Here is a 21239-nt window from a genome sequence, read left to right as displayed (position 1 = left end):
ATGTTCAAACCTTTGTATGTATTTGATATGGATGAAACGCTGATCAATGCCGATGCAGCGATGCTCTGGAATGCGTTCTTGGTTGAAAAGGGCATTGCCACTGCGCCTAACTTTATTGAAGAAGATAAGCGCTTAATGGGCCTGTATTCGGAAGGTAAATTGAACATGGAAGATTACCTAACATTTTCCATGCAGCCACTGGCCGATATGCCAACAGAGCAAGTCAGCGCATTGGTGGAAGAGTGTGTTGAACAGCATATTTTGCCTAGACAGTTCAAGCAGTCGAAACCTTTGATTGAGCAGCTTGAGAATGATGATATCGACATGTTGATCATCTCTGCCAGCGTGACTTTCTTAGTGGAAGCGGTCGGTCGTAAGATTGGTATTGAGAACGCACTCGGTATTGATTTGATTGAAAACCAAGGCCGTTTCACGTCTCAGATCTCAGGTGTGCCAAGCTACCGTGAAGGCAAAGTGACGCGTTTAAAAGAGTGGTTAGACAATCAAGAAACCAACTACTCAGACATTCACTTTTATACCGATTCAATCAACGACTTACCTTTGTGTGAACACGCTGATTTTGCATATTTGGTCAACCCGTGCCCGCGTTTGAAAGCGTTAGCCGATCAACCGAATTGGTCGATTCTCAACTGGGATTAACGCTTAACCCATCTCTGAATCATGTTCGTCTTAGAACTCATCAAGCCGCTGACTACAGCGGCTTTTTTGCATCATCAGGCTAATGTTTGATTTATCACCGTAGCTGATAAAAGGATGTGCGTAACAATTTAATAACATCTCTTGCTCTGCTGTAAATCAAACCACCATCTTTCAATCCCTTGATAGCACTCATTTTGTTGTTGCGAGGCTTTTTGTGTAACAAATATTTTACAATTTGACGGGTTTTTAGCGTTATTGCCCATTTCCTTCCATCCATTCCAATCTTTCCGCTTGTGGGCCAAATTTAATTAAGGACAAAAATCACGTAACACAAAACCAATAGGTACAAGGAGAAAGTTCATGGTGGATACATACAACCCGCTTGGCACGGATGGATTCGAGTTTGTTGAATACACGGCCGTTGACCACAAGGGAATAGAGCAACTTAAAGCGCTGTTTGTGTCACTTGGTTTTGCTGAGATCGCCAAGCACCGCTCAAAAGAAGCTTGGCTGTATCGACAAGGTGACATCAACTTTATCGTTAATGAACAACCACACAGCCAAGCGGAAGCGTTCGCCAAGGTGCATGGGCCATCGGTCTGTGGCATGGCTTTTCGTGTCAACGAGGCAACGGCTGCTATGGAGCAAGCATTCAAGGGCGGTGGTGAAGAGTACAAAACAGAAATAGGGCCGATGGAACTGAGCATTCCTGCCATTTACGGCATTGGTGAAAGCCTGCTCTATTTTGTGGACCGCTATGGCAAGCAGAGCATCTATGACGTCGATTTCCGATTCTATGATGATGCGGAACAGCGCATGGCAGAAGCTAATGTTGGCTTGTATGAAATCGACCATCTCACGCACAACGTGAAACAAGGCAATATGGACCTGTGGTCTGGCTTTTATGAGCGTATCGGTAACTTCCGTGAGATTCGTTACTTCGATATTGAAGGGAAGCTGACAGGCCTTGTGAGCCGCGCTATGACCTCACCTTGCGGAAAAATCCGGATTCCTATCAACGAGTCTTCAGACGACAAATCACAAATCGAAGAGTTCATCCGCGAATACAACGGCGAAGGCATCCAGCACATCGCGCTTGCTACGGATGACATCTACAAAACAGTGAAAACTCTGCGTGATCGCGGCATGGATTTTATGCCAACCCCAGATACCTACTACGAGAAAGTCGACGAGCGTGTGAAAGGCCACGGTGAAGACACCGATCTGCTGCGCGAGCTTCGCGTTCTGATTGATGGCGCACCGACTAAAGACGGCATCTTGCTGCAAATTTTCACACAGACAGTAATCGGGCCTGTGTTCTTTGAAATCATTCAGCGTAAAGGCAATGAAGGCTTTGGCGAAGGCAACTTCAAGGCGCTGTTTGAATCGATTGAAGAGGACCAGATTCGTCGAGGAGTATTAGACGATGCATAAATGGATCTCGTTTCCTCATCGGGAGGGGGTGTGCTCTAAACAAGCGCACGCCGACTTCCCCGAAGAGGCAATTTATGAGCGAGAAGCGGGCCGAAGTGGATTCTTTGGCCCTGCCGCTCACTTCCATCACCAACATGCGCCAACAGGTTGGTCAGAGTGGGAGGGCGATTTACGCCCTCGCGCTTTTGATTTTACGCTGGTGGACAAAGCCAGCCAGATAACTCCTTGGGCTGTGCCTCATCTTTTGCATAACGCGGACTGCAAAATTCGCGTATGGCGCATGGATGAGAAGATGGATTTCTTAGTGCGTAACTCCGACGGTGATGAGCTGCTGTTCATTCACCAAGGCAGCGCTGATCTTTATTGTGACTATGGTCATCTAGCCGTGAGTGAAGGGGATTACGTGATGATCCCGCGCTCGACCAACTGGCGTTTAGAGCCAAGCGAGCCGATGTTCATCCTAATGATTGAGAACACCGACGCCGCTTATTCCTTGCCAGAGAAGGGCATGGTCGGCAATCACGCGGTGTTTGATCCGGCGGTTCTTGAAATCCCATCGATCAACGATCAATTCCGCGCTCAGTATTCAGAAAGCCAGACTCAGGTTCAGGTAAAACGTCACGATAAAGTCAGCGTGATCACCTATCCATTCAATCCATTGGATGCAATTGGCTGGCATGGCGACTTAGCGGTGGTGAAAGTGAATTGGCGCGATATCAGACCGCTGATGTCGCATCGCTACCACTTGCCACCCTCTGCGCATACAACGTTTGTGGGTGCTGGCTTTGTGGTGTGTACCTTTGTACCACGCCCGATAGAGAGCGACCCCGGTGCGCTGAAAGTGCCGTTCTACCACAACAATGATGATTACGATGAAGTGCTTTTCTATCACGCAGGTGACTTCTTCAGTCGCGATAATATTGAAGCGGGCATGGTGACCTTCCATCCGGCTGGTTTTACGCATGGGCCTCACCCTAAAGCCTTTAAGGCAGGGCAAGCGTACAAGAAAAAGTTCACCGATGAAGTGGCGGTGATGATCGATACTCGCCACGCACTACAGTTTTCTGACGAACTCGATAGCGTTGAGAACAGAGAATATGTCTACAGTTGGCAAGAGAAGTAAGGGACAGCAAAGATGAAATTAGCAACCAAGAAAAATGGTACTCGTGATGGGCTGTTGATGGTCGTAAGTAAAGATCTCAAACAGTGTGTGGCTGCCACTGAAATCTTCCATGCGATGCATCTGGCGCCAACCATGCAGGTGGCTTTGGATAACTGGGATAGCGTGGCTTCTCAGTTAGAAGAGTTATATACCTCGTTAAACAACGGGCATGTGACTGGCAGTGAAGTCTTTGCACCTCAGTATTGTGAATCACCTCTGCCACGCGCTTATCAATGGGCGGATGGTAGCGCTTATGTAAACCACGTTGAACTGGTGCGTAAGGCGCGTGGTGCTGAAATGCCAGAAAGCTTCTGGGTTGACCCGCTCATGTATCAAGGTGGCTCTGATGCGTTTATTGGCCCTCGTGACAACATCGAATTTGCCAGCGACGAATGGGGTATCGATTTCGAAGGTGAGGTCGCGATTGTGACCGGTGATGTGCCTATGGGTGCCAGTGCTAAACAAGCGCACGATTCGATTCGCTTGCTGATGTTAGTGAATGATGTGTCGCTGCGTGGTTTGATTCCGGCTGAACTCGCTAAGGGTTTTGGTTTCTTCCAGTCTAAACCGTCTTCGGCGTTCTCTCCGGTTGCCGTTACACCTGATGAGCTAGGTGAACAGTGGAAAGGCAGCAAGGTTCATCTACCGCTGATATCGACCTACAACGACCAGCCTTTTGGTCGTCCGAATGCTGGCGTAGATATGACTTTCAATTTTGCAGAGTTGGTCGTGCATGCTGCGAAAACTCGCCCATTATCTTCAGGTGCAATCATAGGTTCGGGCACGGTTTCCAATAAGCAAGGCACTGACCATGGCACCTCAATTGCCGAGGGCGGTGTGGGTTATTCATGCATTGCTGAAGTTCGTATGATTGAGACGATTCGCGATGGTAAACCTTCGACTCAATTCATGTCGTTTGGTGATTCGATCAAACTTGAGATGTTCGATGAGGCGGGTAATTCCATTTTTGGCGCGATAGACCAAAAAGTGAGCCAGTATCGAGCGCTATAATCTACATAATAGGATTTCTGCATGAGCGAGAGCATCGTGAACAAGAACATTGTACTTTACGGTTACTGGCGCTCGTCTGCAGCCTATCGAGTGCGTATTGGGTTGAACCTAAAACAGCTTAACTATGAGTCTAAATCGGTGCATTTGGTGCGTAATGGCGGCGAGCAACATGATCCACAATATCGCGATCTCAACGCCAGTGAATTAGTGCCCGTGCTGGTGGATGGTGAAGTTCAACTCAATCAGTCACTGACGATTTTGCAATACTTGGACGAAAGCTATTTGTGTGAGAGTAGCCCAGACACCTTGCTGATTCCTGAGCAAACCCCACTGCGCTATCAAGCGTTGGCAATGGCTCAGGATATCGCGATGGAAATTCACCCTCTTAATAACCTGCGCGTGTTGCAGTATTTGGAGCGAGAATTGTTGTGTGAACAAGAGGCGAAAATGGATTGGCTTCATCATTGGATGAGCCAAGGTTTTTTGGCGTTAGAAGAGAAGCTATCGAAGCACAGAAAAGTACACGGTGATTCGGTGTATAGCCTGACGGATTCGCCTTGCATCGTAGACATTTGCTTAGTGCCGCAAGTCTACAATGCGTTGCGCTTTGATCTTGATATGTCGTCTTATCCGCTGATTAACTCGATAGCTGAAGCGTGTAACAAATTGCCCGCGTTTATTGGTGCGATGCCAGAGAATCAAGGAGATGCAAATGAGCCCATGTAGAATAACTGATGTAAACGAAAATACTCGTCCCTTACACTACCAAAACCGTTTCTTGAAAGAAGCGGTTTCCAAAATTAAATATTAGCTATTATTGAATAAATACAGGTATGGAAAGTTATTCTTTTAGTACTCAAAACTGCCAAATGTGGAGCACAAAACTCGTTTTTATAATGTTAATTAAATATATGAAATTCAGTAAGTGTATGAATATTTATCCCGTTTAGCACTAATATGTTTATAAGAAAAAAGCCTCGTTATTAAATAAGAGGCTTTAATCAAAGGTTTTTATATTGGTGGTGATTCTCATTCGAGAATATTAGTAATAAATAATACCTTCACCTTTCGTAATCAGAGTACCAGCTTCATTGGTAATTATTTTATCTAAATCAAATAATGAACCAATCGCCGCATTACCCAATCCAGCTTCAACGAATTTACAAACGGCATCAATTTTTGGCCCCATAGAACCTGCAGGGAATGAAAATTCAGCTAAACCAGCAGGCGTTGCTTGCTTCATTTCTGCTTGGTCTTCTTTACCATAGTTACGGAAAATCGAGCCATCGGTTAAGATAATAAATAAGTCGGCATGGATTTTTTCAGCCAGTAATTCAGCTGTAAGATCTTTGTCAATTACGCACTCTACACCAGTACTCTTACCCTGTTCAATACTCACGGGAACACCGCCGCCGCCACAAGCGATAACAAGGTTTTCTGTATCTAGAAGAGTTTCAATTTGCTGAATTTCAACAATGCTTTTTGGCATAGGAGAAGGCACAACGCGTCGGTAGTACTCGCCATCAGCTTTAAACTGCATTGTGCTTTGAGCCATTAATTCTTTAGCTCGTTGCTCTGTATATACAGGGCCAACAAATTTAGTCGGGTTAGCAAACGCAGGGTCTTTTTTGCATACTTCAGTTTGCGTGACTAGCGTCGCTACGTCTAATTCAGGGTCAATGTTTCTTAGCTCTTGTTGTAACATGTAGCCCACCATGCCACAGGTTTGAGAGCCGAGTACATCCATTGGGTATGGGGTAGTCTCTGGCGAATATTCGCTATAAGCCGCGTTTTGTTCCATCAACAAACCTACTTGTGGGCCATTACCATGAACGATAACAATCTCATGCTCGCGTGCGATTGCAGCAATACTCGCCGCTGATTTGATTATATTTTCACGTTGGTTCTCGGCCGTTAATGCTTGGCCTCTTGCTAAAAGAGCGTTACCGCCTAAAGCTAATACTATCCGCATGATAATGTCTCCGATCATTTAATAATGATTTTATTTTACGTAGGGATTAACCACTTGTTTCTAATTAAATTCAAGCTTATTAATAACAATGATTAGATTTTTTAATTACTCTTAAGTAATTAACATGCCGAGATAGTATTGGAAAATAATCGTTCTAAATGTGATAGCTATCAAATTATCATTTTACTAGAAATAGAGCTGTGGAAACGGAAATTATTATAATTCGATTAAATATCCATAAGCTGGGATACAATCCAGTGGTGGACTCTTTTTTTGTATAAATGATTCGTCTTTAGTGAATATTATCTCAGCCCAAAAAATGAATAATTTAACATTTTTGTTTTAAATATGACGTTCAGATCTCATTAAGAACTTTAGAAAAGGTAAGGGGTCAAACTGAGGCGAGGGTTTACGAGCTCAAAGAGTGGCTTCGATTCGGTTTTCAATCGGCTGCCTTTACTCCAGATGTTATCTGACAGCCAAGTGAAAATTGGAGATAGCTCGCCACGTTCTTGGTCTAAATACTAAGGCGAAACAACGCGCTTTATCTCTTCCAAAACCTCGGCGTTAGCAATGGCACCGAGGTTTTCTACACTCTTGCCATTAATCACCTGTTTTACCGCCAACTCCACCAGTTTTCCTGAGCGCGTTTTTGGCACATCGCTGATCGCAAATATCTGGCTTGGCACGTGCCTTGGTGAACAAGAGGATTTGAGCTTACTCTTGATGGTTGCTAATAACGTTTCATCTAGATCTACACCTTGCTGTAGTTGAACGAACAGCCATATCTGCTCATTGCGGTCGACATCTTTACCGACTGCGATGGAGTCTATGATGCCCTCAATGGTGTTCACTTGTTGATAGATCTCGGCCGTACCAATCCTTACTCCTCCAGGGTTGAGTGTGGTGTCGCCTCGCCCGTAGAACAGATAGCCGCCATGCACGCTCTGTGCGACTTCGTCCCCGTGATGCCACACATTATCGAATCTATCCCAATAAGTGCTGTGATAGCGCTCTCCGGTGTCATTCCAAAAGCCTGCGGGGAAGTTGGGTAGTGAGTTTGTACACACTAATTCGCCACGTTCGTGATTTACCTTATGACCCGACGAATTGAACACCTTGATGTCGACTCCAAGCCCTGCTTGTTGGCACTCACCGCGATACACAGGTGAGATAGGGTTACCTAAAACAAAGCAGCCACAAATATCCGTGCCGCCAGAAATGGACGCTAAATGTAGATCTTGTTTGATGTGTTTGTAGACGTAATCGAACTGCTCAGGGTAGAGCACAGAGCCCGTCGAGCACAGTGTTCTTAATTGAGGCAGAGAATAGCTGTCGATAGGTGAGAGTTCCGCCTTCTCAATCGCTTCTAGGTACTTGGCTGAGGTACCGAACAGCGACACATTCGCGCGCTGTGCCAAGTTCCACAGTATATTGGGTTGCGGATAAACCGGGCTACCATCAAAGATCACCAAACAGGCACCGCTTGCGAGTGCAGAGACGTGCCAGTTCCACATCATCCAACCACAAGTGGTGTAGTAGAACACGCGATCTCTCGGTTTAATATCGCAATGAAGCTGATGCTCTTTTAGATGATTGATGGTAGTGCCACCAACCGAATGCACAATACACTTTGGCTTGCCTGTCGTACCGGAAGAGTAGAGCACAAACAGTGGTTCATTGAAGCCGACACGAGTAAATCGCACAGGTTGTGGCTGATAGTAACTAATGATGTTTTTCCAACTTTGGATCGACACATCGTGCTCAACGTCGTTCTTCTCGAAATGGCTCTTCTCTAAATCACTCTTCTCTAAATCACGAGTCGGTTTCAAATAACCGATCTCACACACCTGTTTTAATTCGTTTAAGTGTTCGATGATTTCACGGTTCTTGTCCGTCATATCGAACGTTTTGCCATTGAAGGTGTAACCATCACAGGTGAACAACACTTTGGGTTTCACTTGGCCAAATCGCTCAATTACACTCTCGACGCCAAAGTCAGGTGAGGTTGATGTCCAAATCGCCCCCAAGCTGGTGGTCGCTAGCATTGCGACCACGGTTTGTGGCAGATAAGGGGTATAAGCGGCAACTACATCACCTTGCTCCACGCCACAATCCAGGAGCCACTGTTGAACATTAGAGACTTCCTCACAAAGGGTTTGCCATGTGTAGCTTTGTTGCTCGCCACGTTCATTCTCAAACCAAATCGCAAGCTCGTTTGGCAACGTTTTTGATGAATGCAGCAAGTTTTCGGCGTAGTTAACTTGAGCATTGGGAAACCACACCCCATCACGATTTGATTTCGGCTGCTGCCAACGGCTCTCACCTTGAGTTTTGATGGTCTCGCTTTCTACTTTATTAATAGAGTCTTGCGAACCAACCATTCCACAGAACTGCCATACGTTTTGCCAAAACGATTCCGGCTGATCCACAGACCATTGATGGAATTCCGTGTAGTTTTTTACGTCCCTATCTAGGTTTAACCCAGATTGTTCAAGGCTATCGATAAATCGGGTTAAGTTGGCATCGTCTATACGCTGCGCGCTTGGCTGCCAAATGGGCTTATTGCTTTCGTGCATTCCTTTACCTTTAACAAAAAGTTAACGTTTTCAGTCTGGTATTTAGGTTTTACAAAGTCAAAAGTTCAGCAAAATAAGCATTTGGTGGAATTGTGTAAATAAAATGTTACACGCCCGCCTATTTCGAAAAATCGCTCAAATTGGCGGATATAAGGAGTGGAGATAGGCTTAAAGTGAGACATTCGAAAGGAGGTGTGTAATGACTCAATATCATTCTAAGCCCGTGAGCCAAGAGGGATGGGTTGAGTGGAGCCTCGAAGAAGATGCCATTTGGCACGACTTGGTGAAAAGGCAACTGGACGTCATTAGTGACCGCGCTTGTGATGCCTATTTGCACGGTTTGACCCTGCTGGATCTGCCATTAGACAGAGTTCCCCAGCTTCCAGAGATAAACAAAGTGCTAATGGAAACAACAGGTTGGCAGGTTCAGCCTGTTCCGGCGTTAATTGATTTCGACCGTTTCTTTGATTTGCTCGCCAATAAGAAATTCCCCGTTGCGACATTTTTGAGAACGCGAGACGAGTTCGATTACTTACAAGAGCCTGATTTCTTTCATGAAATTTTCGGCCACTGTGCCATGCTCACTAATGCTGATTTCGCAGCATTCACTGAGCATTATGGAAAACTAGGCCAAGCGGCGACATCCAAACAGCGCGCTTATCTTGCCCGTTTGTATTGGTTTACGGTCGAGTTCGGTTTAGTAAAAGAAGGCCAACAACTGAAAATCTATGGCGGTGGCATTCTTTCGTCTCCAGCAGAAACTATGTATGCGTTGGGAGGGGATTTGGCCGTTCGCGAACGGTTCGATCTGCAAACGGTTTTAAGAACGCCTTATCGCATCGACATCATGCAGCCGAAATACTATGTGCTCGATGAGCTATCTGAGCTATTTGAAATCAGTCAGGAAAATCTATTACAGCAAGCTGATCTCGCGATTGAAGCGGGATTACTACCACCACTTTTTGAACCTAAGGAACCCACACATGTTGAATGAACAAAAATGCGAAGCCTGCAGTATCGATGCGATTGCACTCAGTAAAGATGAGCAACAATCTTTACTGTTGGAGTTGTCTGATTGGCAGATCATCGAAAGAGACGGCATCCCGCAGCTTGAGAAGGTGTTTAAGTTTAAGAACTACAAGCAAGCATGGGCATTCAGCAATAAAGTGTCAGAACTGGCAGAAGAAGAATTCCATCACCCTTCGATCTTATTGGAGTGGGGCAAAGTCACCGTCACTTGGTGGAGCCATTCAATTAAAGGTCTACACAAGAATGATTTCATCTGCGCCTCACGTTGTGATGTGTTAGCGGTGAGTGAATAGTCTTTTTGGGCTGAGAAGCTTTCTACAGCCCTTGCGATGCAATTACCTTATTATTCGGCTCATTCGGTGAGTCGAATAATGGCTTAAACGGCTCATAGTATGAGTTGAATAAGTGATACTTTCACATCAAGGGACATTAGTTCTCTCAAACTAGCTTGACCTGCATCAGTGACTTGCTTGGTTTCTTGTCTCATAAACCCTTTCTGTTACTCATAGTATTGGTTTTATGAGCCTGCTCTATGATATATTTCTCGGCCAAGTGTATTACAGACGAAGGCTAATAATGTCTATCAACCTTTCACTCCTTCCACCCAGCGAGAAAAATAAAATCGAACTGGATAAGCAAGCATCGTTTCTTGTATGGAAACTGAAGCAAGCGAAATGTGGCCCTGAAGCCATTGTTGAAGAAGCAATGAAGCTAGGTGACCCAGATGAAAAGGTGTGGTTTGAACAGTCTGTAGAAAAATACAAACGGGTAATGGGTGTCGCATAAACGCAGACAAACCTTGCCCAGCAATGCTGTAGAATTGAAATGACACAGTAATTTGCTAGAATTTGCACCGTTAATTGAATCAGAGAGAAGATCCCGATGGGAAGAAGTTTTGAAGTGCGCAAGGCCTCAATGGCGAAAACTGCAGGCGCAAAAATTAAAGTTTATTCTAAATACGGTAAAGAGATTTACGTACTGGCTAAGAACGGCAGCTCTGACCCAGACATGAACCTACCTCTTAAGCACCTGATTGCTAAAGCGAAGAAAGACCAAGTACCAGCTCACGTTATCGACAAAGCGATCGATAAAGCGAACGGCGGCGGCGGTGAAGACTTCCAACCTGCTCGTTACGAAGGTTTTGGCCCAGGTGGCACAAGCGTGATCGTTGACTGCCTAACTGACAACGGCAACCGTACTTTCCAAGACGTTCGCCAATGTTTCGTTAAGACTGGCGCGAAAATCGGTGTTGAAGGTACTGTTTCTCACATGTTCGCTCACCAAGCTGTATTCCAGTTCAAAGGCGAAGATGACGAGATCATCCTAGAAACGCTTATGATGGAAGACGTAGACGTGACTGACGTTGAGCTAGAAGACGGTGTAATCACTGTATTCGCTCCAACGACTGAGTTCTTCAAAACGAAGACTGCACTAAACACTGCGTTCCCAGAGCTAACGCTAGACGTTGAGGAAATCACTTTCGTTCCTCAAACAACTACACCAGTAGCTGAAGAAGATTCTGAGAAGTTCCAGAAGTTCTTAGACATGCTTGACGACTGTGATGATGTTCAGCAGGTTTACCACAACGCTGAGCTGTAATCTTTACAGTAACAACAGTTATAAAAAAGCCGAGCCTAGTGCTCGGTTTTTTTATGGGTCTAGCTAAAAGGTTAGAGGAGTGTATTGCAAAATGGTGTGTATGTTTCTAAAGATAGTGTTGTCAGTCGCATTACACCCTTCTTCCCTTGATCATCGTTCCATGATCTATAAATTAGCAAAGCGTTCCCGGGCGACAAATCCATGCTGATAGTTTTCTAATCAAAGGAAGCACGGTGAGGTTGAGCACGATGGCACACGGCCAAGCAAGGAAGAAGCTTTGTAGCCAGATTGGCGGCCATTCGTGGCTAAACCCCATTTTGTAGCCAGAAATTAATCCAGACATGATCGTCGCCATGGTGAGTGAGGATAAAATCGCGGTTACCCAAAATTGTTTGTTGTTCATACTGTGTTTCTCCCGTGATTTTCTGTTGTTGATGGTATAAGGTTATATCTATCCATTAATGAGAAAAATAGGCACATATAGAAGTATGAATTCCATATTTGGAAACATTGATGATCTGTTCTTATTCTGTGCAGTGGTTGAAGAGGGCTCTTTGTTATCGGCTTCGAAACGGCTGCAACTGCCTGTGTCGACAATGTCGCGTCGGTTAACCGCATTGGAAGATCGCCTTAATATCCGACTTTTGGAAAAGAAAGGTCGTGAGCTGGTGGCCACTAAAGACGGTGAGGCGGCCTTTGCTGCACTGAGCAGTGGTATGGAGTCTATCCACCAAGGCTTTAATAGTTTGTTGGAAGAGCGTGATGCTATCCAAGGCAAGATAAAGCTCGCAGTGCCTCATAACTTCTATAGTGGCTTTCTACGGTCGACGGTAGAACAATTCCTCACTCAATATCCGAACGTTCAGCTCGACCTTACCTTGAGCCAACAGCAGCTTGTTCCACAGACCGATCGTGATTTACTGATCACGTTTAAGATCTCGGATATGGAAGGCATGATTGCTCGGCCACTTTTTAAAGCTAAACATGGGTTTTTCGCGAGTCGGGAATACTTAGATTCACGTGAGATAATTGAAAAGCCGGACGATTTAGAGCTTCAAGACTGGATTAACGTCGATGATGTGTTTGATATGCCGCTCTACAAATCTGACCGCTTAGAGCAGATGATCACGATAAAACCCAAGTTCATCGTTAACGATATTCATGCAGTGGCGGCCGCGGCGCAAAAAGGCTTGGGGCTTGCCTCATTGCCTTTTCGTCATGTATCCCCAAAGATGAATCTAGTTCAAGTGCTCCCTGAGTATCATCGGGGTGATCGCCAAGCGTATTTAGTGTACAAAGAAAGAAAATATCAGCCAAAGGCTTTGACCTTGCTTATTGATGCATTGATTGAGAGTGTTCGATCTTTTCATAGCGATGACTTGGTCAAATAAAAGGAGAAAGAAATGAAAGTAAGTTTTATCGGGCTAGGCGTTATGGGGTTCCCAATGGCAGGTCATCTAGTCAAAGCCGGTTTTGAAGTCACGGTATTTAACCGTACTCATAGTAAAGCGCTAGACTGGGCTGATAAACACCAAGGTAAAGCGGCAGAGTCTGTGGCTGAGTGTGTAGCCGAAGCTGATGTAGTATTGGTCTGTGTTGGTAACGATGACGACGTACGCAGCATGACAACCAGCGAAACGGGCGCATTGGCAGCAATGAAGCCAAACGCGATTCTTGTCGACCACACAACAACGTCTGCAATCCTGTCTGAAGAACTTGAAGTAGCTGCAAAGCAAGCAGGTGTTCGCTTTATGGATGCACCAGTGTCTGGTGGTCAAGCGGGCGCAGAAAACGGCGTACTAACTATCATGTGTGGTGGTGAACAGGAGCTATTCAACGACCTTCAACCTGTATTTGAAGCTTACGGCAAGTCGTCAGTTCTGATGGGTAAAGTCGGCCAAGGCCAGCGCGCGAAAATGGTTAACCAGATCTGCATTGCAGGTGTATTGAACGGCTTATCTGAAGGCTTGGTACTTGCAGAGAAGTCAGGTTTGGATATCCCAACTCTGGTTGATTGCCTTAAAAACGGCGCGGCAGGCTCATGGCAGATGGAAAACCGCGCTACCACAATGGCGCAAGATAAATTCGATTTCGGCTTCGCAATTGATTGGATGATCAAAGACTTAGGCTTCTGCTTAGATGAAGCAGAACGCCAAGGCATCCAACTTCCGTTGACGGAAAAAACCAACAACGCATACAAGACATTGTCTGCTGAAGGACAAGGCCGCATGGACACATCAGTATTGATGAAAGCTGTAGTTGAAGAGACGAAGAAGTAGCAAGACAGAAGTAATTGAAGCTTCGTTTAGATAACTAAAAATAGCCGCTGATTAGCGGCTATTTTTTTGTTTGTGTTAGCTAACTTTATTTAGAACTTTCAGGTGTGTTGGTGGCTTTAATCCCTAGATGTGCTAAAGGCAGAAGTAGCTCATTGGACATCACGTTGTGATAGTTACCTTTATGAACCAAATCTTCATCACTCTCATCAAGAACCAGTTCGATATTGCTTGCCAGATCCGGAAGTAATAAACGAAATGTGTATTCCTTTACACGATTTAAGAAATCAGCCCCTAATTGCGTCAGTTCATCACCAATTACCACTAAATCAGGGTTTAATTGGTTAATATTGTTTACTAATCCATGTGCTAAACACTTAGCTAAGTAATCAACCGCGTTTATCGCAGCAGATTCTCTGTCATGAAATGCATTTATTACCATTTCAAAGTCCGCGGATGCTAATGAGGCCTCTTCCTTGTAACGTTCAACCAAGGCCGTTGTTGAGCTATACAGCTCAAGGCAACCTAGATTGCCACACTTACATTGCGGCCCTTGAAAATTGATCGATGTGTGACCAATTTCTCCAGCCGTCCCTAAACTACCGTGATAAACCTGCCCTTCAATTACTAAGCCTGAACCTACACCCTGCCCAAGAGATACATACAGTAAAACACTTACTTCATAAGTGCTTTGTAACTGGCGCCAAACCGCGAGTGCAGCCAATTTTGCATCATGGCCTGCATAAATTGGATAGTCTGGAAATTGCTCTCGCATGTGGGAAATAAAATCAACATCTTGCCAATTTTTTGCGTCGGTCATCAGTATAATTTTATTATCTTGCTCTAAGAATGGGCCAGGCATCGCAAGCGAGATCCCTAAAATATCACCTTCCTGCTCATTCAGAACATCGCTCACTTGCTTGGTCAAATACTCGATCAGCTCTTCTGGGCTATTATCAGTATTAATTGGTTTGACTATGCTGGTTAGCGAAACACCATTGAGATCGTAGATATCAATTGAGAAGTTAGTACGCTGTATTCGAACGGACACAATTCGTAGATGTTGGGTATTGAACCCCAGATAGATAGAGCTTCGACCACGTGCCGCTTTTCGCACACCAGTTTCAACAATAAGCCCTTGTTCTATTAGAGGTTTTATCACTCTAGTTACCGTCGCTTGGTCAAGTCCAACCAATTGGCTGATCTCTTTTCTGGAGCAACTACCACTATTGTGAAGTGCATTAAGAATGACGCGCTTATTATGATTTTGTACATCATCTAACGAAACGCCCAGTCCGCTTCTCATAGGCTTATTCATAGTTCTCCTGACCAATTTAATCTGCAATAACGTTCCAATGGATCTACACAATATATAGAAAAAGTTAAATTTCAATAAAATCATATAGTTAGAAATTGAGTCTACTTTACTTATGTGAGCGCAATCTCAAGTTCATCATACTATATTTGTTAGCTGCAATTAAATGAAATATATTTGATTGCAGGTTGCAATTAAATATATTTCGATAACATTGGAGGTCCTTGTGGTATTCGATAAGAAGAAGCATCAGGCAATTATTGATCAAGTTGAAGAATACATCGCTGAACATAAAGATACGGTTAAGGAGCACCATTGGCGTGAACATTACCATTACCAAGCACCGGTAGGCTGGATTAATGACCCGCATGGACTGATTCAATATCAGGGTAAATATCACCTTTTCTATCAACACCATCCTTTCACTGGCAAGTGGGGAACCATGCACTGGGGGCATGCAGTCAGCGAAGATCTCATTCACTGGGAAACACTACCAGAAGCTTTAGCGCCAAGCGAAGAATATGACGGCTGGGATGGCGGAGGTATCTTCACGGGTAGTGCTGTGAATAACGATGGTGTGATGACTCTTTTCTATACGGGATGTGCGCAAGCTCGCCAAGTTCAATGTATGGCAACGTCGACTGATGGCGTAAACTTTGACAAATATGACGGGAACCCAATCTTATCCGATCCACCAGAGGGAATTAACCTACATGACTTCCGCGATCCAAAGGTTTGGAAGCATGAAGGCTCATGGTACATGGTGACCGGTGTAACAGATGGCGTGAGCGATCTAATTAACCCATCAAACTACGAGACCAATGGATTCGGTAAAGTCTGCCTTCACAAATCAGACAATTTAACCGATTGGGAATTCATAGGTTATTGTGTAGAGAGTATGGGCGAACTCGGGACAATGCTTGAGTGCCCAAATATCTTCAAATTGGGTGACAAACACGTCCTTATGTATTCACCTATGGGTATGCAGCAACGTCAAGTAGTTTACCTTGTTGGTGACCTTGATTACCGAACCGGTAAGTTCCATTGGTCTACGATGGGCTCTCTAGATTGGGGATTCGACTACTACGCACCACAAGTGTTCGATGATGAAAATGGGCGTACCCTAATCCAAGCATGGATTGGTTCATGGCCATTCATGCCATGGTGTGATGGCACTTACGATACCAGTGAACTGGGTTGGTACGGTAGTATCACTTTGGCCCGAGAGGTCTCTTTATGTCACGATGGGAAACTGAAGTTCATGCCTGTGCAAGAAGTTGAAAAATTGCGCCATTCTCCAAAAAGACATACAGAGCTCCAGTTAAACGATGGTGAAAAATTCACATTTGAAGCTGGTGATAATGTTCACTGTGAAATCATTGCGGACATTGACCTAGCTGCTAGCGATTGTGACAGCGTTGTATTTGAAATTCGCAGTAAAGGTGAGCAGAAAACACTGATTGAGTTGGATCTAAAGAAAGGCGAACTGGCTTTTGATCGTACTCAATCGGGCAGTCGTTCAGCCTTACGTAGAACATGTCCACTAGAGTGTGCGAGTAAAGATCGAGCAAACATCCGTATCTTTATGGACAGTATTTCTGTTGAAATCTTTACCGATGGTGGCCGTACTGTGATGACCAATAACATCTTCTCTGATGAAGACAGTACAGGTCTCTATGTATACGCTAAGAACGGTAATGCAAGAATTGAGACACTAAAAACATTCGGTATGAAAAGTGTTGCTGAGTAACTGATTCAGCTTTCTCCTTCTTCTTTTTAGCCCAGCTTATTGCTGGGCTTTTTTGTACCTCAAAAAGTATTCCCTTAAAAAAGTCCTTTTTATCCAACTCAAATAACGATCCTCAAAACAAAAACACGATCCTTTTCACATTCTAAATTCTATTTAATTGTTTCTTGCAATTAAATAGAATAAATTTAATTGCAAGAAACAATTAAATCACTTTGGAGAAGAAAATGGCTATCGTTACACTAAGACAATTACTGGATCACGCAGCAGAAAATGGTTACGCAGTTCCAGCATTCAACATCAGCAATATGGAGCAAGGGCTTGCTATTGTTCGCGCTGCAGCAAAATGTAATTCAGGTGTCATTCTGCAGGCGAGCATCAATGCTCGTAAAAGCTACGCTGGTGACGTGATGCTTTATAAGATGGTTTGCGCTCTCGCTGAAATGTTCCCGAAAACACCAATCGTTCTTCACCAAGATCATGGCAATAGCGAAGAAACATGCTTGTCAGCAATTCGCCACGGTTTTACATCGGTAATGATGGATGGCTCATTGGAGCGTGATGCTTCAACACCAAGCAGCTACGATTACAATGTAGATATTACTTCTCGTATCGCTCAATCTGCGCACTGGGTAGGTGCTTCAGTTGAAGGTGAGTTGGGTTGTATTGGCTCTTTAGAAACTGGTGAAGCTGAAGCTGAAGATGGCGTTGGTGCTGTTGGTATCCTTGAAAAGAGCCAATTGCTAACAGACCCGGATCAAGCCGTTGATTTTGTGAAAAGAACAAAGGTTGACGCACTAGCTATCGCTTGTGGTACAAGCCATGGTGCTTACAAGTTCACTCGCAAACCGGATGGCGATATCTTAGCGATGAACGTTATCGAAGAAATTCACTCGAAGCTCCCAACGACTCACCTAGTTATGCATGGTGCCTCATCGGTTCCTCAATACCTTCAAGATATGATCAATGAGAATGGCGGTGAAATGCCTCAAACATATGGTGTGCCAATCGAAGAAATTGAGCGCGGTATCAAACATGGTGTTCGTAAGGTAAATATCGATACTGATTGTCGTATGGCGATGTCTGGTCGCTTTCGTGAACTCGCGATGAAAAATCCGCAAGAGTTTGACCCACGTAAGTTCCTGTTAGCTGGAATGGACGAATTAACGAAGCTTTGTTTAAACCGATTTGAACGATTTGGTTGTGCTGGTCACGGTGACAAGATTACACCAATTTCTATGGATGATATGGCTGCACGCTACGCTAGCGGTGAGCTGTAATTCAAAGGAGTTCTACGTATGGGAAATTGTGTATTTATAGGCAGAAGCACGATTGATTTGATGAGCTTTGTTGAAGTGATGCCTGAACCTGATCAAAAGGTGAATGCAATTGCTGATTTTATTGGTGGTGGTGGGTCTGCACTCAATGCTGCCATTGCATGCAACGCATTAGGCTCTGATGTACACCTTTGGACATGTTTAGGTAAAGAGCACCTCTATAAATCGATAGTGACAGCAGAGCTTAATGAACACGAAATTTCGGTTGTGGATTTAAGTTTAGACGATGAATACCAGCTACCACTATCGAACATTATCTCTGCAAAGCAAACGGCATCTAGGCTCATCGTCAACGCTAGTCAGCCCGATTGCGAAAAGGTGATGAGTTTAGACCCGAAATGGCTAGATAATGCAAAGCTCGTATTACTTGATCAATATGAGCATCCGTTTGTTAGCGCAAACGTACAAGCTTTGGCTGAGTTTACTGGGGATATTGTGTTAGACGCTGGTACTTGGAAATCGCACAGCGAACAGTTTTTATCTCTCTGTACTATTCCTATTGTTTCAGAGGAATTCACCAATGGTGACAAAGATAAAATGCAGGCACTTTGCGACCAACACGGGATCAAAAAGTGGGCAATGACGCTGGGCGACAAAGGTGTTTTTTATAGTGATGAGTCCGGTAGCGGGTTAATCCCAGCACCTAAAGTGGATGCTATCGATACGCTAGGTGCTGGAGATATTTTCCATGGGGCTTTTTGCCATTACTACTTGGAGAGTCAAGATTTCCGTGACTCTCTGAAGAAAGCCAGTCACATAGCGGCATTATCATGTACCGAATTAGGAACCAGATCATGGCTAAAACACATTCGTTAACGGTTGATGACATTGCAAGCGTTCCTCAACTGGTCGCCAACACCTACCAAGAGTCTGGGAAACAAATTCTTGTCATCGGTATCTCTGGTGCTCCAGCGACGGGTAAATCAACATTGTCTGAATCCCTACTGTCTGGACTGTCACTGTTAGGATTTAAAGCCCAACTGTGTCCAATGGACGGCTTTCACTACCCCAATTCGGTACTGAAAGAGAAAGGACTGACGTCAGTCAAAGGTAGCATCGAAACATTTGATGTAACCTCATTAGCACATTTGCTTTCCAAAGCGGTGACGCCAAACACTGACGCATTCTTTTGGCCGAAATACTGTCGTGAGTTACACGATCCCATTGCAAAAGGTTTTTTAATTGAGCCAGACACTCAAATTATTTTACTCGAGGGCAATTACATCTACTCAACCGACGAAGACTGGCGACCAGTCAGCGATTTAATTGACTTGAAGATCTTTCTCACAGCAAGTGAAGAAGTACTCAGAGAGCGATTAATATCAAGACACCTAGCTGGTGGAAAGTCGAAAAAAGAGGCGCTCGATAAAACCGAGCGCGTGGATCTAGTTAATGCGTTAAAAATAAAACAATACGAATCAAACGCAGACTACGTAATCCAGACGCACTAGAACAGCGTCCCATGTACCCTACAATTCTCATGGAGAGATCAAATGATTCTTAGCGAAAACAATAAGAAGATGTTCTTTTTAACATTCATTTGCGCTGCGGCAACGATTGGTGGGTTCCTATTTGGAATGGACACCATTGTTATTGGCGGCACGATCACGCAAATCACACAACAGTTCGAATTATCGACCTTACAACAAGGCTGGTATGTATCATCAGCGCTTGTGGGTTGCTTATTTGGTAGCATAATCGCAGGTCCTATTGCTGACTATGCTGGGCGTAAAAAACCTCTGATGCTAGGTGCTTTACTAGCTATCGTATCGGTGCTTGGCTGTATGTACGCAGACTCATTCAACTTACTGATCTGGGCACGTATCATTGGTGGCTTTGGCATCGGTATCGCGACCGTGGTTTGCCCTATGTACATTGCAGAAGTAGCTCCAGCAAGGCATAGAGGAAAACTCAGTAATCTGTTTCAAGTTGCTATTGTGATCGGTTTAACTTGCTCAGTGATCACCAACACATTGATTGTTAACTACAGCCAGGCTGCCGTTGTTACGGGTCATTACCTTGACCATTTCTTTATTATTGAAAACTGGCGTGGTATGTTCTCTGTTGAATTTTTGCCTGCAGTTATTTTCCTTGGTTTGGTAGCATTTTTTCCGGAATCTCCTCGTTGGTTGATATCTAAAGCTAGAGAAAAAGAAGCGGCTAACATTCTGAGAAAGTTTTTAACCAAGGGTGAAGCAGAAGAAGCGATTATTGAATGTCGTCAGGTAATTCGCTCAGAGAAAGCAGGATCATATAAACAATTAGTCAAAAATCCAGTGATGCGTTTCGGCTTGATGACGGGTGTATTACTAGCAATATGGTCAGAGTGGTCTGGCGTAACTGTTGTGATGTACTACGGCCCTGTAATGCTAGAAGAGATAATGGGCAACCAAGGTTCTGCACTGGGAGGTTTTGGTTGGATCTGCTTAGTAAGCGTTATTTTTACCTCTTTATCAATGGTATTCATCGATAAAGTGGGTCGCAGAAAAATGCTAATAACCTCTGCACTTGGTTGTTTCACTTGCTTGATTGGTTTGGCAATATTCTTCGACAGACCTGATACTCCACCTATGTTGATAGTTGGCTTAATGGCGTTCTTTGTTGCTTTCACAGCACTAGGTTTAGGTCCTCTGAAATTCACGATTTCAGCTGAGATTTTACCAACTTCAGTCCGTGGCCGCGCGGTCTCAATAACAACGGCAGCAATCTGGATTCAAGGTGTTATCTTGAACTCATTTACACCAGCTTTTAGAGAATCATTTGGAACATCGGCACTGTTCATCATGTTCGCGATTATCCTGCTTGGCCAAGTTTGGTTTGCCATCAAAATCCTTCCTGAAACAGCAAATCGCAGTTTAGAAAGCATCGAGAAAGAGTTAAAGCAACGATTTGATATAAAAGAGGTCGAAGGTAAAGAACTTCAACCAAAGCAAGTATAACGATTTAATTAATACTGTTATGAGTAGAGTCTCCACCATATAGGAGGCTCTTTATTTTCAAAAAACTCACCACATACATTCCCCACTCCTGCCCCAACTTAATCACTCCATCGTTTTCACCTATTGAATCTATCGTTATTTCCCATTAAACAAATGTAAACATTGAAGTTATATTCTTG

At 44.3% G+C, this 21239-nt stretch carries 21 protein-coding genes; 16 read left to right on the top strand and 5 right to left on the bottom strand.

All coding sequences use genetic code 11. The annotated features are described in order from the left end of the window. The gene (locus AB8613_RS18450) at positions 1–660 is read left to right on the top strand and encodes an HAD family phosphatase (RefSeq protein ID WP_019821750.1); all 660 of its coding nucleotides are present in this window, start codon (positions 1–3) and stop codon (positions 658–660) included. Positions 661–754: 94 nt separating this feature from the next. On the opposite strand, the gene AB8613_RS18445 is transcribed toward AB8613_RS18450, so the two are convergent. Further along, a complete protein-coding gene (locus AB8613_RS18445; RefSeq protein ID WP_372385513.1) occupies positions 755–937 on the bottom strand; it encodes a hypothetical protein in 183 nt (60 codons plus the stop codon). An 83-nt stretch (positions 938–1020) separates the two neighbouring features. Here AB8613_RS18445 and hppD point away from each other — a divergent pair, with 83 nt between their 5' ends. From hppD to maiA, 4 genes are read left to right on the top strand one after another with little or no spacing between them, the layout of a single operon-like run. Further along, positions 1021–2094 carry a 4-hydroxyphenylpyruvate dioxygenase gene (hppD, locus tag AB8613_RS18440; RefSeq protein WP_239718609.1) on the top strand — a complete coding sequence of 358 codons (1074 nt, stop codon included), beginning with the start codon at positions 1021–1023 and terminating at the stop codon, positions 2092–2094. Continuing rightward, a complete protein-coding gene (locus tag AB8613_RS18435) occupies positions 2087–3217 on the top strand; it encodes a homogentisate 1,2-dioxygenase (RefSeq protein ID WP_372385511.1) in 1131 nt (376 codons plus the stop codon). Before hppD ends, AB8613_RS18435 begins: the two co-directional genes overlap by 8 nt. Before the next feature lie 12 nt (positions 3218–3229). After that, positions 3230–4267: a fumarylacetoacetate hydrolase family protein gene (locus AB8613_RS18430; protein WP_327784617.1), complete on the top strand. Its 1038-nt coding sequence runs from the start codon at positions 3230–3232 to the stop codon at positions 4265–4267. A 21-nt stretch (positions 4268–4288) separates the two neighbouring features. Further along, a complete protein-coding gene (gene maiA / locus AB8613_RS18425) occupies positions 4289–4993 on the top strand; it encodes a maleylacetoacetate isomerase (protein ID WP_372385510.1) in 705 nt (234 codons plus the stop codon). A gap of 316 nt (positions 4994–5309) precedes the next feature. Here the strand turns inward: maiA and AB8613_RS18420 are convergent, their stop codons facing one another. Both AB8613_RS18420 and AB8613_RS18415 read right to left on the bottom strand, forming a co-directional pair. Next, complete coding sequence (locus AB8613_RS18420) at positions 5310–6239, bottom strand: carbamate kinase (RefSeq protein ID WP_135381101.1); 930 nt, start codon at positions 6237–6239, stop codon at positions 5310–5312. A 524-nt stretch (positions 6240–6763) separates the two neighbouring features. Then, positions 6764–8818: an acetoacetate--CoA ligase gene (locus AB8613_RS18415; protein WP_372385509.1), complete on the bottom strand. Its 2055-nt coding sequence runs from the start codon at positions 8816–8818 to the stop codon at positions 6764–6766. 199 nt (positions 8819–9017) lie between these two features. On the opposite strand from AB8613_RS18415, the gene phhA reads away from it, so the two are divergent. From phhA to AB8613_RS18395, 4 genes are all read left to right on the top strand, one after another. Continuing rightward, entirely contained in the window at positions 9018–9812 is a 795-nt protein-coding gene (phhA, locus tag AB8613_RS18410; protein ID WP_146492655.1) for a phenylalanine 4-monooxygenase, read from the top strand. Further along, entirely contained in the window at positions 9802–10140 is a 339-nt protein-coding gene (locus tag AB8613_RS18405) for a 4a-hydroxytetrahydrobiopterin dehydratase (protein ID WP_146492654.1), read from the top strand. Before phhA ends, AB8613_RS18405 begins: the two co-directional genes overlap by 11 nt. Positions 10141–10423: 283 nt before the next feature. Continuing rightward, positions 10424–10633: a DUF3283 family protein gene (locus tag AB8613_RS18400; RefSeq protein WP_008216860.1), complete on the top strand. Its 210-nt coding sequence runs from the start codon at positions 10424–10426 to the stop codon at positions 10631–10633. A 96-nt stretch (positions 10634–10729) separates the two neighbouring features. After that, entirely contained in the window at positions 10730–11446 is a 717-nt protein-coding gene (locus AB8613_RS18395) for a YebC/PmpR family DNA-binding transcriptional regulator (protein WP_017057670.1), read from the top strand. A 172-nt stretch (positions 11447–11618) separates the two neighbouring features. Here AB8613_RS18395 and AB8613_RS18390 read toward each other — a convergent pair whose 3' ends face one another. Then, positions 11619–11849 (bottom strand): DUF2798 domain-containing protein, encoded by a 231-nt coding sequence (locus AB8613_RS18390; RefSeq protein WP_146492653.1) that lies wholly within the window; start codon positions 11847–11849, stop codon positions 11619–11621. 85 nt (positions 11850–11934) lie between these two features. On the opposite strand from AB8613_RS18390, the gene AB8613_RS18385 reads away from it, so the two are divergent. Continuing rightward, the gene (locus AB8613_RS18385; RefSeq protein ID WP_146492652.1) at positions 11935–12837 is read left to right on the top strand and encodes a LysR family transcriptional regulator; all 903 of its coding nucleotides are present in this window, start codon (positions 11935–11937) and stop codon (positions 12835–12837) included. 12 nt (positions 12838–12849) lie between these two features. Then, on the top strand, positions 12850–13725 hold the full coding sequence (locus tag AB8613_RS18380) for an NAD(P)-dependent oxidoreductase (protein WP_372385507.1): 876 nt from the start codon (positions 12850–12852) through the stop codon (positions 13723–13725). 85 nt (positions 13726–13810) lie between these two features. Here the strand turns inward: AB8613_RS18380 and AB8613_RS18375 are convergent, their stop codons facing one another. Beyond that, the gene (locus AB8613_RS18375; protein WP_372385506.1) at positions 13811–15040 is read right to left on the bottom strand and encodes an ROK family transcriptional regulator; all 1230 of its coding nucleotides are present in this window, start codon (positions 15038–15040) and stop codon (positions 13811–13813) included. Between the two features lie 223 nt (positions 15041–15263). Here AB8613_RS18375 and AB8613_RS18370 point away from each other — a divergent pair, with 223 nt between their 5' ends. The 5 genes from AB8613_RS18370 to AB8613_RS18350 all read left to right on the top strand — a co-directional run bounded on the left by AB8613_RS18370 (position 15264) and on the right by AB8613_RS18350 (position 21060). After that, positions 15264–16787, top strand: coding sequence for a glycoside hydrolase family 32 protein (locus AB8613_RS18370; RefSeq protein WP_372385505.1), 1524 nt, complete (start codon positions 15264–15266; stop codon positions 16785–16787). A 224-nt stretch (positions 16788–17011) separates the two neighbouring features. Beyond that, positions 17012–18064 carry a class II fructose-bisphosphate aldolase gene (fba, locus tag AB8613_RS18365; protein ID WP_123287164.1) on the top strand — a complete coding sequence of 351 codons (1053 nt, stop codon included), beginning with the start codon at positions 17012–17014 and terminating at the stop codon, positions 18062–18064. A gap of 18 nt (positions 18065–18082) precedes the next feature. Then, positions 18083–18937, top strand: coding sequence for a PfkB family carbohydrate kinase (locus AB8613_RS18360; RefSeq protein WP_123287162.1), 855 nt, complete (start codon positions 18083–18085; stop codon positions 18935–18937). Beyond that, positions 18916–19572, top strand: a complete 657-nt coding sequence (locus tag AB8613_RS18355) for a hypothetical protein (RefSeq protein ID WP_123287160.1) — start codon at positions 18916–18918, stop codon at positions 19570–19572. Before AB8613_RS18360 ends, AB8613_RS18355 begins: the two co-directional genes overlap by 22 nt. Positions 19573–19614: 42 nt before the next feature. Then, positions 19615–21060, top strand: coding sequence for a sugar porter family MFS transporter (locus AB8613_RS18350; protein WP_123287158.1), 1446 nt, complete (start codon positions 19615–19617; stop codon positions 21058–21060). Positions 21061–21239 lie beyond the last annotated feature (179 nt).

The organism is Vibrio sp. BS-M-Sm-2, assembly GCF_041504345.1.
Classification (GTDB): domain Bacteria; phylum Pseudomonadota; class Gammaproteobacteria; order Enterobacterales; family Vibrionaceae; genus Vibrio; species Vibrio satsumensis.
Note: the sequence above shows the minus strand (reverse complement) of the source record. Positions and strands in the feature narration are given on the sequence as shown.

Excerpts from the sequence above, each read along its gene's own strand:
- AB8613_RS18450 (WP_019821750.1), top strand. The coding sequence starts at position 1 with ATGTTCAAACCTTTGTATGTATTTGATATGGATGAAACGCTGATCAAT.
- AB8613_RS18445 (WP_372385513.1), bottom strand. The coding sequence starts at position 937 with ATGGATGGAAGGAAATGGGCAATAACGCTAAAAACCCGTCAAATTGTA.
- hppD (WP_239718609.1), top strand. The coding sequence starts at position 1,021 with ATGGTGGATACATACAACCCGCTTGGCACGGATGGATTCGAGTTTGTT.
- AB8613_RS18435 (WP_372385511.1), top strand. The coding sequence starts at position 2,087 with ATGCATAAATGGATCTCGTTTCCTCATCGGGAGGGGGTGTGCTCTAAA.
- AB8613_RS18430 (WP_327784617.1), top strand. The coding sequence starts at position 3,230 with ATGAAATTAGCAACCAAGAAAAATGGTACTCGTGATGGGCTGTTGATG.
- maiA (WP_372385510.1), top strand. The coding sequence starts at position 4,289 with ATGAGCGAGAGCATCGTGAACAAGAACATTGTACTTTACGGTTACTGG.
- AB8613_RS18420 (WP_135381101.1), bottom strand. The coding sequence starts at position 6,239 with ATGCGGATAGTATTAGCTTTAGGCGGTAACGCTCTTTTAGCAAGAGGC.
- AB8613_RS18415 (WP_372385509.1), bottom strand. The coding sequence starts at position 8,818 with ATGCACGAAAGCAATAAGCCCATTTGGCAGCCAAGCGCGCAGCGTATA.
- phhA (WP_146492655.1), top strand. The coding sequence starts at position 9,018 with ATGACTCAATATCATTCTAAGCCCGTGAGCCAAGAGGGATGGGTTGAG.
- AB8613_RS18405 (WP_146492654.1), top strand. The coding sequence starts at position 9,802 with ATGTTGAATGAACAAAAATGCGAAGCCTGCAGTATCGATGCGATTGCA.
- AB8613_RS18400 (WP_008216860.1), top strand. The coding sequence starts at position 10,424 with ATGTCTATCAACCTTTCACTCCTTCCACCCAGCGAGAAAAATAAAATC.
- AB8613_RS18395 (WP_017057670.1), top strand. The coding sequence starts at position 10,730 with ATGGGAAGAAGTTTTGAAGTGCGCAAGGCCTCAATGGCGAAAACTGCA.
- AB8613_RS18390 (WP_146492653.1), bottom strand. The coding sequence starts at position 11,849 with ATGAACAACAAACAATTTTGGGTAACCGCGATTTTATCCTCACTCACC.
- AB8613_RS18385 (WP_146492652.1), top strand. The coding sequence starts at position 11,935 with ATGAATTCCATATTTGGAAACATTGATGATCTGTTCTTATTCTGTGCA.
- AB8613_RS18380 (WP_372385507.1), top strand. The coding sequence starts at position 12,850 with ATGAAAGTAAGTTTTATCGGGCTAGGCGTTATGGGGTTCCCAATGGCA.
- AB8613_RS18375 (WP_372385506.1), bottom strand. The coding sequence starts at position 15,040 with ATGAATAAGCCTATGAGAAGCGGACTGGGCGTTTCGTTAGATGATGTA.
- fba (WP_123287164.1), top strand. The coding sequence starts at position 17,012 with ATGGCTATCGTTACACTAAGACAATTACTGGATCACGCAGCAGAAAAT.
- AB8613_RS18360 (WP_123287162.1), top strand. The coding sequence starts at position 18,083 with ATGGGAAATTGTGTATTTATAGGCAGAAGCACGATTGATTTGATGAGC.
- AB8613_RS18355 (WP_123287160.1), top strand. The coding sequence starts at position 18,916 with ATGGCTAAAACACATTCGTTAACGGTTGATGACATTGCAAGCGTTCCT.
- AB8613_RS18350 (WP_123287158.1), top strand. The coding sequence starts at position 19,615 with ATGATTCTTAGCGAAAACAATAAGAAGATGTTCTTTTTAACATTCATT.